Here is a 13814-nt window from a genome sequence, read left to right as displayed (position 1 = left end):
GACTCTATCAGATCTTTTCTCGATCCGATTTCCTCGGTGCTTTCCAGGTTCCCGCTCTCGCGTTTCCCTTTCCGGCGCTTCCGACTCTATCAGATCCTTTCGGGCCTGACTCCCAGTCAGAGGGGGTTGTCTTCGCGGCTGTTGGGCCGTTCCGACGAGTGAGACTTTAGCGGATTCCTGGCTCCCGAGCTAATCGGGGGCTGCGTCCTTTCGAACGCGGATTCCTCATTTCGCGAATACGCATGCCAATGGCACGACAGCAGATCGACTGCTCGTCGAGAGTGGCTTGGTACTTGCGGAATGGCTGTCCGGGGACCGACCGGAGTCGGCGCTCACGTCGGACAACCCGGAGAACAGTACGGATCGGTGGGGGCCGTGTCAACCCCGGTACGGGAGACACCCCTGCGGCGTATCGTGGATGCCGTGACTACGCGTACGTGCACCCAGCAGTGGTGGGCCGCCTGACGGCGGCCGTACTCACGTATGCACTCGACGGCCGCCGCCCATGGCGGCCGTAGTCGTATCTCCCTCCGGGGGCGGTCGTCGGTGAAGGCGGCGGTCCCGACCAGGAGGTGGAGAGATGAAGCGGGTCTTCAGCGGGGTCAAGCCGACCGGGCATCTGACGCTGGGGAACTACCTGGGGGCCGTGCGGCGGTGGGTCGCGGTGGACCAGCATCAGGCGGACGCGCTGTTCTGCGTCGTCGATCTGCACGCACTGACCGTCGACCACGATCCGGCGCGGGTGCGGCGGCTCAGCCGGCAGGCGGCGTCCTTGTTGCTGGCGGCGGGGCTGGACCCGGAGCTGTGCACCGTCTTCGTGCAGAGCCATGTCGACGAGCACGCTCGGCTGTCGTACCTGCTGGAGTGCGTGGCGACCGACGGTGAGATGCGGCGGATGATCCAGTACAAGGAGAAGGCCGCGCGGGAGCGGGTGCGGGGCGGGAGTGTGCGGCTGTCGCTGCTGACCTATCCGGTGCTGATGGCGGCGGACATCCTGGCGTACGGGACCGACGAGGTGCCGGTCGGTGAGGACCAGAGGCAGCATGTGGAGCTGGCCCGGGATCTGGCGGTGCGGTTCAACCAGCGGTACGGGCACGCGTTCGTCGTGCCCCGGACCACGTCCCCCGGGGTGGCTGCGAGGGTGATGAACCTGCTGGAGCCGACGTCGAAGATGGGGAAGAGCGACGACGTCGGGCCGGGCATCGTCTATCTGCTCGACGAGCCGGATGTGGTGCGGAAGAAGGTCATGCGGGCCGTGACCGACAGCGGGCGGGACGTCGTGTACGACCGGGAGGAGCGGCCGGGGGTCGCGAATCTGCTGGAGATCCTCGCGGCTTGTACGGGTGGGAACCCGGAGGCGCTGAGCGGTGTGTACGAGTCGTACGGCGCCTTGAAGAAGGACACGGCGGAGGCCGTGGTCGAGGTTCTGCGGCCCGTGCAGCAGAGGCACAAGGAGTTGGTCGCCGATCCCGGCTATGTGGAGGGGGTGCTGCGGGATGGCGCGGAGCGGGCTCGGGCGATGGCCCGGCCGACGGTGGATGCCGCTTATCGCGCGATCGGGTTGCTGCCGGCCTCCTCTGATACGGGGGCCGAGGCGGAGGCCGTGCTGAACGCGGCGCGGTAGGCGCGTGGGCTGGTGGCGAGGCGCGATGCGAAGTGCTGGCGCATCGTGACCTCGCTGCCGAAGCCGGCGCGGCGGGCGACCTCGGGCATGGGGAGGTCGGTGCGTTCGAGGAGTTTCTGGGCGGCGGCGATGCGCTGGTCGAGGAGCCAGCGCAGGGGGGTCGTGCCGGTCTCCGCGGTGAAGTGGCGGGCGAAGCTGCGCGGGGACATGCCGGCGTGGGCGGCCAGGTCGCCGATCGTGAGCGGTTCGTGCAGGTGGCGGAGGGCGTGCTCGCGTACGGCGGCGAGGGTGTCGGCGTCACGGTCCGCGCGTGGGGTGGGGTGCTCGATGAACTGTGCCTGGGTTCCGGTGCGGAAGGGGGCGGTGACCATGGAGCGGGCGATGGTGGCGGCGGCCTCGGCCCCGTGGGTGCGGCGGACCAGGTGGAGGCAGAGGTCGATGCCGGCGGCGGTTCCGGCGGCGGTCCAGATGTTGTCGTCCTCGACGAACAGGGCGTCGGGGACGACGGTGACGTGGGGGTGGAGGGTACGGAGGTGGTCGACGAGGTTCCAGTGGGTGATGGCGCGGCGGCCGTCGAGGAGGCCGGCCTGGGCGAGGGTGAAGGCGCCGCCGCAGAGGGCGGCGATGGTGGTGCCGCGGGCGTGGGCCCGGCGGAGGGCGTCGAGGACGGGGGCCGGTGCGGGGGTGACGTGGTCGTCGAGGCCGGGGATCAGGATCAGGTCGGCTCGGGACAGCCAGGTGAGGGTGCGGTCGGGAAGGAGGGAGAGGCCGCCGCGCATGGGGATGGGGGTGGTCGTGTCGGTGGCGACGCGGCGCAGGTCGAAGGCGGGCGCTCCGCGGTCGGTGCGGTCGGCGCCCCAGACCTCGGTGATGACGGAGACGTCGAAGGCGCGGATGCCGGGGAAGGCGACGAGGGCCACGCGGTCCATGGGTGGCAGTAAACCATCGATCGATGACTTTCTCGCCTCTGGGGCGGGTGGCCCTGCGGCGGGATGCTCGTGGGCATGGAGATCGCGGAGAACGCAGCGTTGGTGGTCGTCGATGTGCAGCAGGGCTTCGAGGAGTCCGGGTTCTGGGGGCGGCGCAACAATCCCGGGGCCGACGAGAACATCGCCTCGCTCATCGACACCTGGCAGACGACGGGGCGGCCGGTCGTCTTCGTGCGGCATGACTCGGTGAAGCCGGAGTCGCCGCTGCGGCGGGGTTACTCGGGCAATGACTTCAAGGAGTACGTGCGGGAGCGGCTTGGGAAGGGGGCCGGGGCGGAGCTGCTGGTGACGAAGACCGTGAACTCGGCCTTCCTGGGGACGCCGGATCTGGGCGCCTGGCTGAAGGCGGAGGGGATATCGCAGGTCGTGGTGGTCGGGATCCAGACCAACATGTGTGTGGAGACGACCGCGCGGATGGGCGGGAACCTGGGGTTCGACGTGGTGGTGGCGTACGACGCGACGTACACGTTCGATCTGACCGGGCCGTTCGGCTGGCGGCGGAGTGCGGACGAGGTGGCGCAGGCGTCGGCGGTGTCGCTGCACGGGGGCGGGTTCGCGCGGGTGGTGCTCACGAAGGAGGTCGTGGACGCGGCGAGGTGACCGCCCCCGGCGGGCGGGTCAGCTGTTGCCGGAGGCGAGTTCGCGGCTGCGGTCGCGGGCGGCTTCGAGGGCGGCGATGAGGGCGGCGCGTACGCCGTGGTTCTCGAGTTCGCGGATGGCGTTGATGGTCGTGCCCGCGGGGGACGTGACGTTCTCGCGGAGCTTGACCGGGTGTTCGCCGCTGTCGCGGAGCATGGTCGCGGCGCCGATCGCGGACTGGACGATCAGGTCGTGGGCCTTGTCGCGGGGCAGGCCGAGGAGGATGCCGGCGTCGGTCATGGCTTCGACCAGGTAGAAGAAGTAGGCCGGGCCGGAGCCGGAGAGGGCGGTGCAGGCGTCCTGCTGGGACTCGGGGACGCGGAGCGTCTTGCCGACGGCGCCGAAGATCTCCTCGGTGTGGGCGAGGTGGTCGGCGGTGGCGTGGCTGCCGCCGGAGATGACGGACATGGCCTCGTCGACGAGGGCGGGGGTGTTCGTCATGACGCGGACGACGGGGGTGCCGGCGGTGAGGCGGTCCTCGAAGAAGGAGGTGGGGATACCGGCGGCGCCGCTGATGACCAGTCGGTCGGCGGGGATGTGGGGGGCGAGTTCGTCGAGGAGGGTGCCCATGTCCTGGGGCTTGACCGTGAGGATCAGGGTGTCGGCGGTCTTGGCGGCTTCCGGGTTGGTGACCGGGGTGACTCCGTAGCGGGTGCGGAGTTCTTCGGCCCGCTCGGGGCGGCGGGCGGTGACCAGGAGGTCGGCGGGGGTCCAGCCGCCGCGGATCATTCCGCTGAGCAGGGCTTCGCCGATCTTGCCGGTGCCGAGGACTGCGACTTTCTGGCTCATGACTGCGGTGCCCTCCGGGTTGTGCGTCGTCCAGGGCCATCCTCGCACTCGGGGGTGCGGGGAGGGGGCTGGTGTCCGGTGGGCGGACGCCTCGTCGTCAGGTCGTTCGGCGTCGCAGGGTGGCGGCGCCCAGGGTGAGGACGAGGAGGGCGCAGCCGGCGACGATCAGGGCGTCGCGGACGAAGGCGGCGGTCATGTCGGTGTGTGCGAGGACCTCGTTCATGCCGTCGACGGCGTAGGACATGGGCAGGACGTCGGAGATGGCTTCGAGGACGGGGTGCATGTTGTCCCTCGGGGTGAAGAGGCCGCAGAGGAGGAGCTGGGGGAAGATCACGGCCGGCATGAACTGGACGGCTTGGAACTCGGAGGCCGCGAATGCGGAGACGAAGAGGCCGAGGGCGGTGCCGAGCAGGGCGTCGAGGAGGGCGACCAGCAGGAGGAGCCAGGGGGAGCCGGTGACGTCGAGGCCGAGGGCCCACAGGGCGAGGGCGGTGGCGAGGGCGGACTGGATGATCGCCAGGGCGCCGAAGGCGAGGGCGTAGCCCGCGATGAGGTCGCCTTTGCCGAGGGGCATGGCGAGGAGGCGTTCGAGGGTGCCCGAGGTGCGTTCGCGCAGGGTGGCGATGGAGGTCACCAGGAACATGGTGATCAGCGGGAAGATCCCGAGGAGTGAGGCGCCGATGTTGTCGAAGGTGCGCGGGCTGCCGTCGAAGACGTAGCGCAGCAGGAACAGCATCACGCAGGGGATGAGGATCATCAGCGCGATCGTGCGCGGGTCGTGGGCGAGCTGGCGCAGGACGCGGGCCGCGGTGGCGGTGGTGCGGGAGATGTTCAGGGCGCTGGTGGGGGTCGGCCGGAGTGCCGTGGTCGTGGTGGTGCTCATCGGGTGGTCTCCTTCGCGCGGTCGGCTGCCTCGTCGACCAGGTGCAGGAAGGCGGCTTCGACGGTGTCGGCGCCGGTGCGGGTGCGCAGGGCGTCGGGGGTGTCGTCGGCGAGGATCTCGCCCTCGCGCATGAGCAGGAGGCGGTGGCAGCGCTCGGCCTCGTCCATGACGTGGGAGGAGATGAGGAGGGTGGCGCCGCGGGTGGCGGCGATGTCGTGGAAGAGGTTCCACAGGTCGCGGCGCAGGACGGGGTCGAGGCCGACGGTGGGTTCGTCCAGGACGAGGAGTTCGGGGGTGCCGAGCAGGGCGACGGCGAGGGAGACGCGGCTGCGCTGGCCGCCGGAGAGGGTGCCGGCCAGGGCGTCCGCGTGGCTGGTGAGGTCGACGTCGGCGATGGCCCGGGTGACGTCGCGGTGGCGGTGTCCGGCTGCGATGGGGGTCCCCCCGCGCGAGCGCGTTCGAGCGTGGGGGAGGCCGGGGCTGAGTATCGCGGCGAAGTAGGCGAGGTTCTGGCGGACGGTCAGGTCGTCGTAGATGGCGGGGGCTTGGGTGACGTACCCGATGCGGGTGCGCAGGGTGGGGTGGCCGGCGGGGTGGCCGAGGACGTCGAGGGTGCCGGTGACCTTGGCCTGGGTGCCGACGATGGCGCGCATGAGGGTCGATTTGCCGCAGCCGGAGGGGCCGAGGAGGCCGGTGATCTGGCCTCGGGGGACGGTGAAGGCGAGGTCGCGCAGGACGGTGCGGGGGCCGCGGGTGACGGTGAGGCCGGCGGCGTGGACGGCGGGTTCCGCGGTGGGGCCGGAGGGCTGTGGGGCGGTTCCGTCGGGAGGCCCGGGAGGATTATTCATCACGTGATGAATAATCCTCCCGGCGTCGGGGTGCGTCAAGCGACGGCGGTGGCGATCAGGAGTTCCACGTCGTAGACCTCCTCGACGACCGCGTCGGGGAAGCGGCTCAGCAGGTGGGACCGCTCCTCGGCGAGGAAGGCGGCGCTGCGTTCCGGGCCGTGGACCAGGAAGACCGAGTGGCTGCCGAGGTTGGCGAGGTGGGTGTCGAGCGGGATGCGGCGGCTCCAGCGGACGACCTCGCGGACGCAGTTCAAGGTGATGCCGTCGGCGGCGTCGGCCGCGGCCGTGAAGTCGGGGAGGGAGGTGGTGTGGGGGCCGCGGACGCCCCAGGAGACGATCACTCCCTCGCCGTAGTGCCGTTTGACGCGGTCGGTCTGCTCGGCGATCCAGGGGATGTCCTGGGCGTCGCGGTTCCACCACAGCGCGAGCGTGCCGCCCGGCCGCAGCACCCGGAAGGCCTCCGGCAGGGCGCGTGCGGGGTCGGTCCAGTGCCAGGCCTGGGCGTAGGTGACGAAGTCGGCGCAGGAGCCGGCGAGGGGGAGGGAGTTTCCGTCGCCGCGGACGAGCGGGATGCCGGGGTGGGCGCGGCGGAACTCGGCCGCCATGCCGTCACCGGGTTCGACGGCGACCACGTCGGCGCCGCGCTGGTGCAGCAGGGCGGACGCTATGCCGGTCCCGGCGCCGATGTCCGCGACGCGGGCGCCCGCGAGGGGGCGGCCGGCGATCCGCTCGATCGTGTCGAAGAGGGCGGGCGGGTAGGAGGGGCGGTTCGCGGCGTACTGGGCGGCGACGGCGTCGAAGGACCGGGCGCGGCGGGCCAGGGGTGAGCCGGGCTGGGCGGGGCCGGCGGAGTCGGGAGGCGGGAGTGGGCGTCGTGGAGTCGGCATACGGCCATGGTGGCCGCCGGGCAGTGAGCGGTGACGGGGATTTCCGGGGGAGCCCGGTGGGGCGGGTCAGGCGCGGCGGCGCTTCTTCGACGGGTTGCCGGTGCGGCGGGCGGTGCGCTTCTCGTGCTGCTCGCGGGCGGTCTCGTACTCCTCGCGGTGCAGTTTCTCGCCCGGGGCCTCGGTGAGGGAGCGGAAGAAGTAGGCGAGGAGGGAGCCGACGAAGCCGATGGTGAGCAGGCCGCGCAGGGAGGACTGGCGCTCGGGGTCGGGCCGCTTGCCGAAGCCGTCCCAGGTGTGCCGGAAGGCGAGCGCGCTGCACACCGCGAACATCACGACGACGAGCAGGGAGACCAGGTTGCCGGTGTTGGCGAGCGTCAGGCCCTCGTAGGCGAAGCGCAGCACCAGGCAGGCGGCGACGGCGGCGGCCAGGGAGCCGGCGGAGACGCCGAGGCGGCGCCAGGCGTAGCCGTTGTCGTGGTGCAGCCAGGTGGTGCCGAAGAAGCGGATGGGCTCGGGGCGGGGGCCCGAGGTGGGCTGGGGGCCCGAGGTGGGCTGGGAGCCCGAGGTGGGCTGGGAGCCCGCGAGGGTCGTCGGGGTGCCGGATTCGTCGCTCACGCGTCGATTATGGCTCCCGTGTGCCGACGGCCCGGGTCGCGGGCTCCCGGTGGTGTCAGAGGCAGCGGGAGGCGACGTAGCCGTCGCTGCCCGTGTTCACGTACGCGTCGGAGATGTACTCGCCGTTGCTGATGTTGTCCCAGATCTTCGAGGTGCCGTAGGGGCCGGTGATCGTCTCGCCGGGCCGCTGGCAGTAGATCGGGACGCGCGCGCCCTCGGGCAGTACGCGGACGATGTCGTAGTTGGTGCCGGGCCCCCGTCGCACATTGACCCGGACGCCCGGGGCGACCGCGTAGTAGCGCAGGGCCGTCGTCGTGACGCCCTCCGCCGCCGTCACGGCCGCGCCGTCCCCGGCGCCGTCGACGCCCTCGGTCTCTTCCACATGGTTCACGGCCATGGCCGAACCTCCCCCGTTGACCCATGGCCCGGACGGCCATGGGGTCGCCTTCATTCCCCGGAATCGCGCGGCGAAACATATGTGCGCAACTCGCACACGGAGGCTAGCAAGCCGCCTCGGTCTCGTACGAGTCATCGACTAGGCTCCGTGCGTCGCGCGCGCGGACGAGAGCACGGGGGTGGTCCATGGCGCCACAGCGCAACACCGGAGCGGGCGCGGAAGCGGAACTTCCCGCATACGTCGGCCACTACCGTCTGGAGTCCTGTCTGGGCTCCGGCGGCATGGGCGTCGTGCACCTGGCCCGCAGTGCCTCCGGGATGAAGCTCGCGGTGAAGGTCGTCCACGCGGAGTTCGCCCGGGACCCCGAGTTCAGGGGCCGGTTCCGGCAGGAGGTGGCGGCGGCGCGGCGGGTCAGCGGCGCGTTCACGGCGCCGGTCGTCGACGCCGACCCGGAGGCCGAGCGGCCCTGGATGGCCACGCTGTTCATCCCCGGCCCCACCCTGGCCCAGCAGGTGAAGCGGAACGGGCCCATGCCCGCCGCCCAGTTGCGCCGGCTGATGGCCGGGCTGGCGGAGGCGCTGCGCGACATCCACCGGGTGGGTGTGGTGCACCGCGATCTGAAGCCGAGCAATGTGCTGCTCGCCGAGGACGGGCCGAAGGTCATCGACTTCGGTATCTCCCGGCCGAAGGACAGCGAACTGCGCACCGAGACCGGGAAGTTGATCGGGACGCCGCCGTTCATGGCGCCGGAGCAGTTCCGGCGGCCGCGCGAAGTGGGGCCCGCCGCCGACATCTTCGCGCTCGGTTCGGTCATGGTGCACGCGGCCACGGGGCGCGGGCCGTTCGACTCCGACAGTCCGTACGTCGTCGCCTACCAGGTCGTCCATGACGAGCCGGACCTGACCGGCGTACCGGAGGGGCTTGCTCCGCTGGTGCTGCGCTGTCTGGCGAAGGAGCCCGAACAGCGGCCCAGTCCGGACGAGTTGATGCGGGAGCTGCGGTCGGTCGCGGCGTCCTACGACACGCAGGCGTTCATACCGGCACAGCGGGTGCTGGCGGAGGAGGCGTGGGGCGGACAGGAGCCGGGCGGTGCCCAGGGCACGGGGGCCGAGGGGGCGGGGTCTGAGGACACTGGGTCCGAGGGCGCGGAGGCCGAAGGCGGTGGGTCCGCGGGTGGTGGGTCCGAGGGCAGTGCGTCCGGGGACGGTGCGTCCGGGGCCGGTGCGGTCGTCAAGCGGCTTCGGTCGAAGGGGCGGGCCGGCGGGCGTGCCGAGGGCCGCGCCAACGGGCCTGCCGGCGAACCGGCGTCCGTCGTGCGGCGGGCGCGCCGTCGGCGTCTCGTGCTCGCCGGGCTCGCCGCCGCCGTCCTCGTGGGCGGTGCGCTCGCGTCGGTGCGGCTGCTCGGCGGGGCCGACGGGGCGCCGGAGGACGCCACGCCCCGTACGGCGACGGCCGGGTTCAGCGCGTGGGCGGCGAAGCCCACGACGGGGGGTGGCGCGGTACCGCAGTGCGCGTACGGCGCGGAGCTGCTGCTGTGTTCGCGGCCCGGGCAGGTCTTCGCCCTCGACCCGGCCGACGGCACGCGCGCGTGGACGCGTTCCGCCGCGACCGGCCGGACGAGCGGACCGCCCGTCGTCTCGGGCGGGCTGGTGCAACCCGACACGGACGGCGGACGGCGGCTCGCGGCCCTCGACCCCGCGTCGGGCGCCGAGGTCTGGCACCGGGATCTGCCCCGGCACGCCGCGACCCGGTACGCCGGGGGCATGCTGCTGGTCACCGGGGCCGACGGAACGGTCACCGGTGTGGACAGCACGACCGGCGAGACGAGCTGGGAGCGGCGGATCCCGGGCCACGCCATGCCGTACTTCACGGCCTTCGCCGGGGACCCGCTGGCCTACGCGGCCACCCCGTCCGACGACGGCTCGGGCACCCGGGTCAGCGCGGTGGACCCGGCCACCGGCGAGGTGCGGTGGACGGCACTGCTGGAGGGCACGCTGGAGCCGGTCGGCTCGGCGGACGGCGGATCCGCATCAGGGTCCGGCTCCGAATCAGGGTCCGGGTCGGCGTCCGAGGGCGAGGGAACGTCCGGGGCCGTCTACTTCACCGCCGTCGACGCCGTCTACGGCGACACGGACGCCGTCGTCCGGTACGACCCGGCGTCCCGCGCGGTGGACCGGGTGGCGTTGCCCGTGCCCCGCCAGGACACGCAGGCCGCCGTGCACGGCGATGTCGTGTACGTGCTGGCGGCCGGCGGTTCCCTGGAGGCCTTCGACTTGGCGCGGGGGAAGCGGCTGTGGCATCTGGAGACGTCCGTGAGCCGGGGCTCGGCACCGGTGGCGGACGGCCGGCAGGTGTACTTCACCGCCGCGGACGGGCGGCTGATGGCCGTCGACGGCCGCGGCGGGCGGCTCGTCGGGCAGACGCCCGCCCGGCTGGGCACGGATTCCGGCAAGGTCAGCGGTGAGGTGCCCGCGCCGGTGCTGGTGGGCACGCGGGTGTACGCGGCCGCGCCGGACGGCACGGTCTTCGGTGTGGACGGGCGGGCCCCGGGCGACTGGTGAGCAGTGAGCGGCCGCCCCCTGAAGGAGGCGGCCGCTCTCAGTCGCGAGGGCGCGAGGGCGAGGCGTACGCGCTCAGCCCAGCTTGCTGACGTCCCGCACCGCGCCCTTGTCCGCGCTGGTCGCCATCGCGGCGTACGCGCGCAGGGCGGCCGAGACCTTGCGGTCGCGGTTCTTCGGCGCGTAGACGCCGTTCAGGGCCTGCTCGCGGCGGGCCAGTTCGGCGTCGTCGACCAGCAGCTCGATCGAGCGGTTGGGGATGTCGATGCGGATGCGGTCGCCGTCCTCGACGAGCGCGATGGTGCCGCCGGACGCCGCCTCGGGGGACGCGTGGCCGATGGACAGGCCGGAGGTGCCGCCGGAGAACCGGCCGTCGGTGACCAGCGCGCAGGACTTGCCGAGGCCGCGGCCCTTGAGGAAGGACGTCGGGTACAGCATCTCCTGCATACCGGGGCCGCCCTTCGGGCCCTCGTAGCGGATGACGACCACGTCGCCGTCGGTGACCTGCTTGTTCAGGATCTTCTCGACGGCCTCCTCCTGCGACTCGCAGACGACGGCCGGGCCCTCGAAGGTCCAGATCGACTCGTCGACGCCGGCCGTCTTCACGACGCAGCCGTCGACCGCCAGGTTGCCCTTGAGGACGGCGAGACCTCCGTCCTTGGAGTAGGCGTGCTCGGCGGAGCGGATGCAGCCGCCCTCGGCGTCGGTGTCCAGGGCCTCCCAGCGCTCGGACTGGGAGAAGGCCTCGGCGGAGCGGACGCAGCCGGGGGCCGCGTGCCACAGTTCGACGGCCTCCGCGGACGGGGAGCCGCCGCGCACGTCCCAGGTCTTCAGCCAGTCCGCGAGGGACGGGCTGTGCACGGCGTGGACGTCCTCGTTGAGCAGGCCCGCGCGGTGCAGTTCGCCGAGCAGGGCGGGGATGCCGCCCGCGCGGTGCACGTCCTCCATGTAGTACGTGCGGTCCTTGGCGACGTTCGGCGCGACCTTCGCCAGGCAGGGGACCCGGCGCGAGACCGCGTCGATCTCCTGGAGGCCGAACGGGACGCCGGCCTCCTGGGCGGCGGCCAGCAGGTGCAGGATGGTGTTGGTGGAGCCGCCCATCGCGATGTCCAGGGCCATCGCGTTCTCGAAGGCCGCGAAGGTGGCCACGTTGCGGGGCAGGACCGAGTCGTCGTCCTGCTCGTAGTAGCGGCGGGTGATGTCCATGACCGTGCGGGCGGCGTTCTCGTAGAGCGCGCGGCGGGCCGTGTGGGTGGCCAGGGTGGAGCCGTTGCCGGGGAGGGAGAGGCCGATGGCCTCGGTCAGGCAGTTCATCGAGTTGGCGGTGAACATGCCGGAACAGGATCCGCAGGTCGGACAGGCGTTCTCCTCGATGCGGAGGATGTCCTCGTCCGAGATCTTGTCGTTCACGGCGTCGGAGATCGCGTCGACCAGGTCGAGCGTGCGGACGGTGCCGTCGACCAGGGTGGCGCGGCCGGACTCCATGGGGCCGCCGGAGACGAAGACCGTGGGGATGTTGAGCCGCAGCGCGGCGTTCAGCATGCCCGGGGTGATCTTGTCGCAGTTGGAGATGCAGATCAGGGCGTCGGCGCAGTGCGCCTCGACCATGTACTCCACGCTGTCCGCGATCAGGTCGCGGGAGGGCAGGCTGTAGAGCATGCCGCCGTGGCCCATCGCGATGCCGTCGTCGACGGCGATGGTGTTGAACTCGCGCGGGATGCCGCCGGCCTCCTTGATCGCCTCGCTGACGATCCGGCCGACCGGCTGGAGGTGGGTGTGGCCCGGCACGAACTCGGTGAAGCTGTTGGCGACCGCGATGATCGGCTTCCGGCCGATGTCCGCACCGGGTACACCGGAGGCGCGCATAAGGGCGCGGGCGCCCGCCATGTTGCGGCCGTGGGTGACTGTGCGGGACCTCAGCTCGGGCATCGTCGCTCGCTCCTTCAATGATCTCTGCCAGAGAGTTCTGGATGAAACAGAGAGTTCTGGATGAGTCGAGCGTACGCCGGGGGTGCGACAGCCCGGGAAGGCTGTCCGGAATGCGGGACGGGCGTCTCAGGAACCAAGGGTGGCCTAACCGGCGACCAAGGGTCACCGAACCGCCTCAGGGGCCGGTCAGATGCCCCTGCACCACCGGCGCGACCCGCTTGACGATCGCTTCGACGTCCGTCGACGCCAGCGGCTCCAGCTTGATCACGTACCGCATCACGGCGACGCCGACGAGCTGCGCCGCCGCCAGCTCGGCGCGCAGTTCGGCGTCGGGCAGGCCGAGCCGGCCGGCGACCCTGCGCAGCAGCTGGCCGGCGATCAGGCGGCGGAAGACGGCGGCGGCGATCTCGTTGGTGAAGGCGGACCGCAGCACGGCCAGCAGCGGCGTCCGGGTCACCGGGTTCTCCCAGACCCCGAACAGGAACCGTGCGAACCGCTCGCCGATCTCGTCGTCCGGCCCTTCGAAGATCACGTCCGGCGCACTGAGGGCGGGTGCGAAGACGGTCTCGACGGCCGCCTGGAAGACCTGCTCCTTCGTGCCGAAGTAGTGGTGCACCAGCGCCGGGTCCACACCGGCCGTCTTGGCGATGCCGCGCACCGAGGTCTTCTCGTAGCCGCGCTCGGAGAACTCCTCGCGGGCCGCGGCCAGGATGCGGTCGCGGGTGTCGGCGGATCCGGCCTCCGTACGGCGGGGGCGGCCCCGGCGGCGGACGGTCTCGTCGGTCATCGCCGCGGCACCCGCGCCCCGGACGCCAGATGCAGGCGCGTGAAGGCCAGGGCCTCCGCCAGGTCGGCCTCGCGCTCGGCGCTGGACATGGCGCGGCGGGTGTTGACCTCGATGACGACATGGCCGTCGAAGCCGGTCGTGGCGAGACGTTCCAGCAGCTCGGCGCAGGGCTGGGTGCCGCGGCCGGGGACCAGGTGCTCGTCCTTGCCCGAGCCGCCGCCGTCGGCGAGGTGGATGTGGCCGAGGCGGTCGCCCATCCGGTCGATCATCTGGAGGGCGTCCGTCCGGGCGGTGGCGGTGTGGCTGAGATCGATCGTGAAGTGACGGTAGTCGTCCTTGGTGACGTCCCAGTCGGGGGCGTACGCGAGCATCTCGCGGTCGCGGTAGCGCCAGGGGTACATGTTCTCGACGGCGAAGCGCACATCCGTCTCGTTCGCCATCCGCCAGATCCCGGCGACGAAGTCCCGGGCGTACTGGCGCTGCCAGCGGAACGGGGGGTGCACGACGACCGTGCTCGCGCCCAGCTTCTCGGCGGCCACGCGGGCGCGCTGGAGCTTGGTCCACGGGTCGGTGGACCAGACGCGCTGGGTGATGAGCAGGCAGGGGGCGTGTACGGCGAGGATCGGGACGTGGTGGTAGTCACTGAGCCGGCGCAGCGCCTCGATGTCCTGGCTTACCGGGTCGTTCCACACCATGACCTCGACCCCGTCGTAACCGAGGCGCGCGGCGATCTCGAAGGCCGTCGCCGTCGACTCCGGATAGACCGAGGCCGTCGACAGGGCGACCTTCGCATCCGGGATGCGCACCACTGGTTCTGCCACGAGGGACAGGGTACGGGGCGTCGCTCGGCACTGTTGTGTGAGCCGCCG

At 71.9% G+C, this 13814-nt stretch carries 13 protein-coding genes; 3 read left to right on the top strand and 10 right to left on the bottom strand.

Annotated elements, in window-relative coordinates; genetic code table 11:
- Positions 1-580: 580 nt before the first annotated feature.
- Positions 581-1624 carry a tryptophan--tRNA ligase gene (trpS, locus tag AMK31_RS27560; protein WP_073943350.1) on the top strand — a complete coding sequence of 348 codons (1044 nt, stop codon included), beginning with the start codon at positions 581-583 and terminating at the stop codon, positions 1622-1624.
- Here the strand turns inward: trpS and AMK31_RS27555 are convergent.
- Positions 1546-2553, bottom strand: coding sequence for a GlxA family transcriptional regulator (locus tag AMK31_RS27555; RefSeq protein WP_073943349.1), 1008 nt, complete (start codon positions 2551-2553; stop codon positions 1546-1548). The genes trpS and AMK31_RS27555 overlap by 79 nt on opposite strands.
- Positions 2554-2628: 75 nt before the next feature.
- On the opposite strand from AMK31_RS27555, the gene AMK31_RS27550 reads away from it, so the two are divergent.
- The gene (locus tag AMK31_RS27550; protein WP_073943379.1) at positions 2629-3213 is read left to right on the top strand and encodes a cysteine hydrolase family protein; all 585 of its coding nucleotides are present in this window, start codon (positions 2629-2631) and stop codon (positions 3211-3213) included.
- Between the two features lie 18 nt (positions 3214-3231).
- Here the strand turns inward: AMK31_RS27550 and proC are convergent, their stop codons facing one another.
- From proC to AMK31_RS27520, 6 genes are all read right to left on the bottom strand, one after another.
- Positions 3232-4041, bottom strand: a complete 810-nt coding sequence (proC, locus tag AMK31_RS27545; RefSeq protein ID WP_073943348.1) for a pyrroline-5-carboxylate reductase — start codon at positions 4039-4041, stop codon at positions 3232-3234.
- A gap of 97 nt (positions 4042-4138) precedes the next feature.
- Positions 4139-4924, bottom strand: a complete 786-nt coding sequence (locus AMK31_RS27540; protein ID WP_073943347.1) for an ABC transporter permease — start codon at positions 4922-4924, stop codon at positions 4139-4141.
- Positions 4921-5775 carry an ABC transporter ATP-binding protein gene (locus AMK31_RS27535; protein ID WP_073943346.1) on the bottom strand — a complete coding sequence of 285 codons (855 nt, stop codon included), beginning with the start codon at positions 5773-5775 and terminating at the stop codon, positions 4921-4923. The genes AMK31_RS27540 and AMK31_RS27535 overlap by 4 nt, the downstream gene beginning before the upstream one ends.
- Before the next feature lie 32 nt (positions 5776-5807).
- Positions 5808-6659, bottom strand: a complete 852-nt coding sequence (locus tag AMK31_RS27530) for a class I SAM-dependent methyltransferase (RefSeq protein WP_073943345.1) — start codon at positions 6657-6659, stop codon at positions 5808-5810.
- A 66-nt stretch (positions 6660-6725) separates the two neighbouring features.
- Positions 6726-7274, bottom strand: a complete 549-nt coding sequence (locus AMK31_RS27525; protein ID WP_073943344.1) for a hypothetical protein — start codon at positions 7272-7274, stop codon at positions 6726-6728.
- Between the two features lie 55 nt (positions 7275-7329).
- Positions 7330-7671 carry an SH3 domain-containing protein gene (locus AMK31_RS27520; protein WP_073943343.1) on the bottom strand — a complete coding sequence of 114 codons (342 nt, stop codon included), beginning with the start codon at positions 7669-7671 and terminating at the stop codon, positions 7330-7332.
- 185 nt (positions 7672-7856) lie between these two features.
- Between AMK31_RS27520 and AMK31_RS27515 the strand changes: the two genes are divergently transcribed.
- Positions 7857-10232 (top strand): serine/threonine-protein kinase, encoded by a 2376-nt coding sequence (locus tag AMK31_RS27515; protein ID WP_073943342.1) that lies wholly within the window; start codon positions 7857-7859, stop codon positions 10230-10232.
- 72 nt (positions 10233-10304) lie between these two features.
- On the opposite strand, the gene ilvD is transcribed toward AMK31_RS27515, so the two are convergent.
- From ilvD to AMK31_RS27500, 3 genes are all read right to left on the bottom strand, one after another.
- Entirely contained in the window at positions 10305-12158 is a 1854-nt protein-coding gene (ilvD, locus tag AMK31_RS27510) for a dihydroxy-acid dehydratase (RefSeq protein ID WP_073943341.1), read from the bottom strand.
- 175 nt (positions 12159-12333) lie between these two features.
- Positions 12334-12945, bottom strand: coding sequence for a TetR/AcrR family transcriptional regulator (locus tag AMK31_RS27505; protein ID WP_073943340.1), 612 nt, complete (start codon positions 12943-12945; stop codon positions 12334-12336).
- Positions 12942-13766 (bottom strand): sugar phosphate isomerase/epimerase family protein, encoded by an 825-nt coding sequence (locus AMK31_RS27500; protein ID WP_073943339.1) that lies wholly within the window; start codon positions 13764-13766, stop codon positions 12942-12944. Before AMK31_RS27500 ends, AMK31_RS27505 begins: the two co-directional genes overlap by 4 nt.
- Positions 13767-13814: the final 48 nt, after the last annotated feature.

The sequence above is a fragment of the Streptomyces sp. TSRI0107 genome, assembly GCF_001905845.1.
Classification (GTDB): Bacteria; Actinomycetota; Actinomycetes; order Streptomycetales; family Streptomycetaceae; genus Streptomyces.
Note: the sequence above shows the minus strand (reverse complement) of the source record. Positions and strands in the feature narration are given on the sequence as shown.

Bases quoted from the DNA above. Each gene is read 5' to 3' on its own strand.
- trpS (WP_073943350.1), top strand. From the start codon at position 581: ATGAAGCGGGTCTTCAGCGGGGTCAAGCCGACCGGGCATCTGACGCTG.
- AMK31_RS27555 (WP_073943349.1), bottom strand. From the start codon at position 2,553: ATGGACCGCGTGGCCCTCGTCGCCTTCCCCGGCATCCGCGCCTTCGAC.
- AMK31_RS27550 (WP_073943379.1), top strand. From the start codon at position 2,629: ATGGAGATCGCGGAGAACGCAGCGTTGGTGGTCGTCGATGTGCAGCAG.
- proC (WP_073943348.1), bottom strand. From the start codon at position 4,041: ATGAGCCAGAAAGTCGCAGTCCTCGGCACCGGCAAGATCGGCGAAGCC.
- AMK31_RS27540 (WP_073943347.1), bottom strand. From the start codon at position 4,924: ATGAGCACCACCACGACCACGGCACTCCGGCCGACCCCCACCAGCGCC.
- AMK31_RS27530 (WP_073943345.1), bottom strand. From the start codon at position 6,659: ATGCCGACTCCACGACGCCCACTCCCGCCTCCCGACTCCGCCGGCCCC.
- AMK31_RS27520 (WP_073943343.1), bottom strand. From the start codon at position 7,671: ATGGCCGTGAACCATGTGGAAGAGACCGAGGGCGTCGACGGCGCCGGG.
- AMK31_RS27515 (WP_073943342.1), top strand. From the start codon at position 7,857: ATGGCGCCACAGCGCAACACCGGAGCGGGCGCGGAAGCGGAACTTCCC.
- ilvD (WP_073943341.1), bottom strand. From the start codon at position 12,158: ATGCCCGAGCTGAGGTCCCGCACAGTCACCCACGGCCGCAACATGGCG.
- AMK31_RS27505 (WP_073943340.1), bottom strand. From the start codon at position 12,945: ATGACCGACGAGACCGTCCGCCGCCGGGGCCGCCCCCGCCGTACGGAG.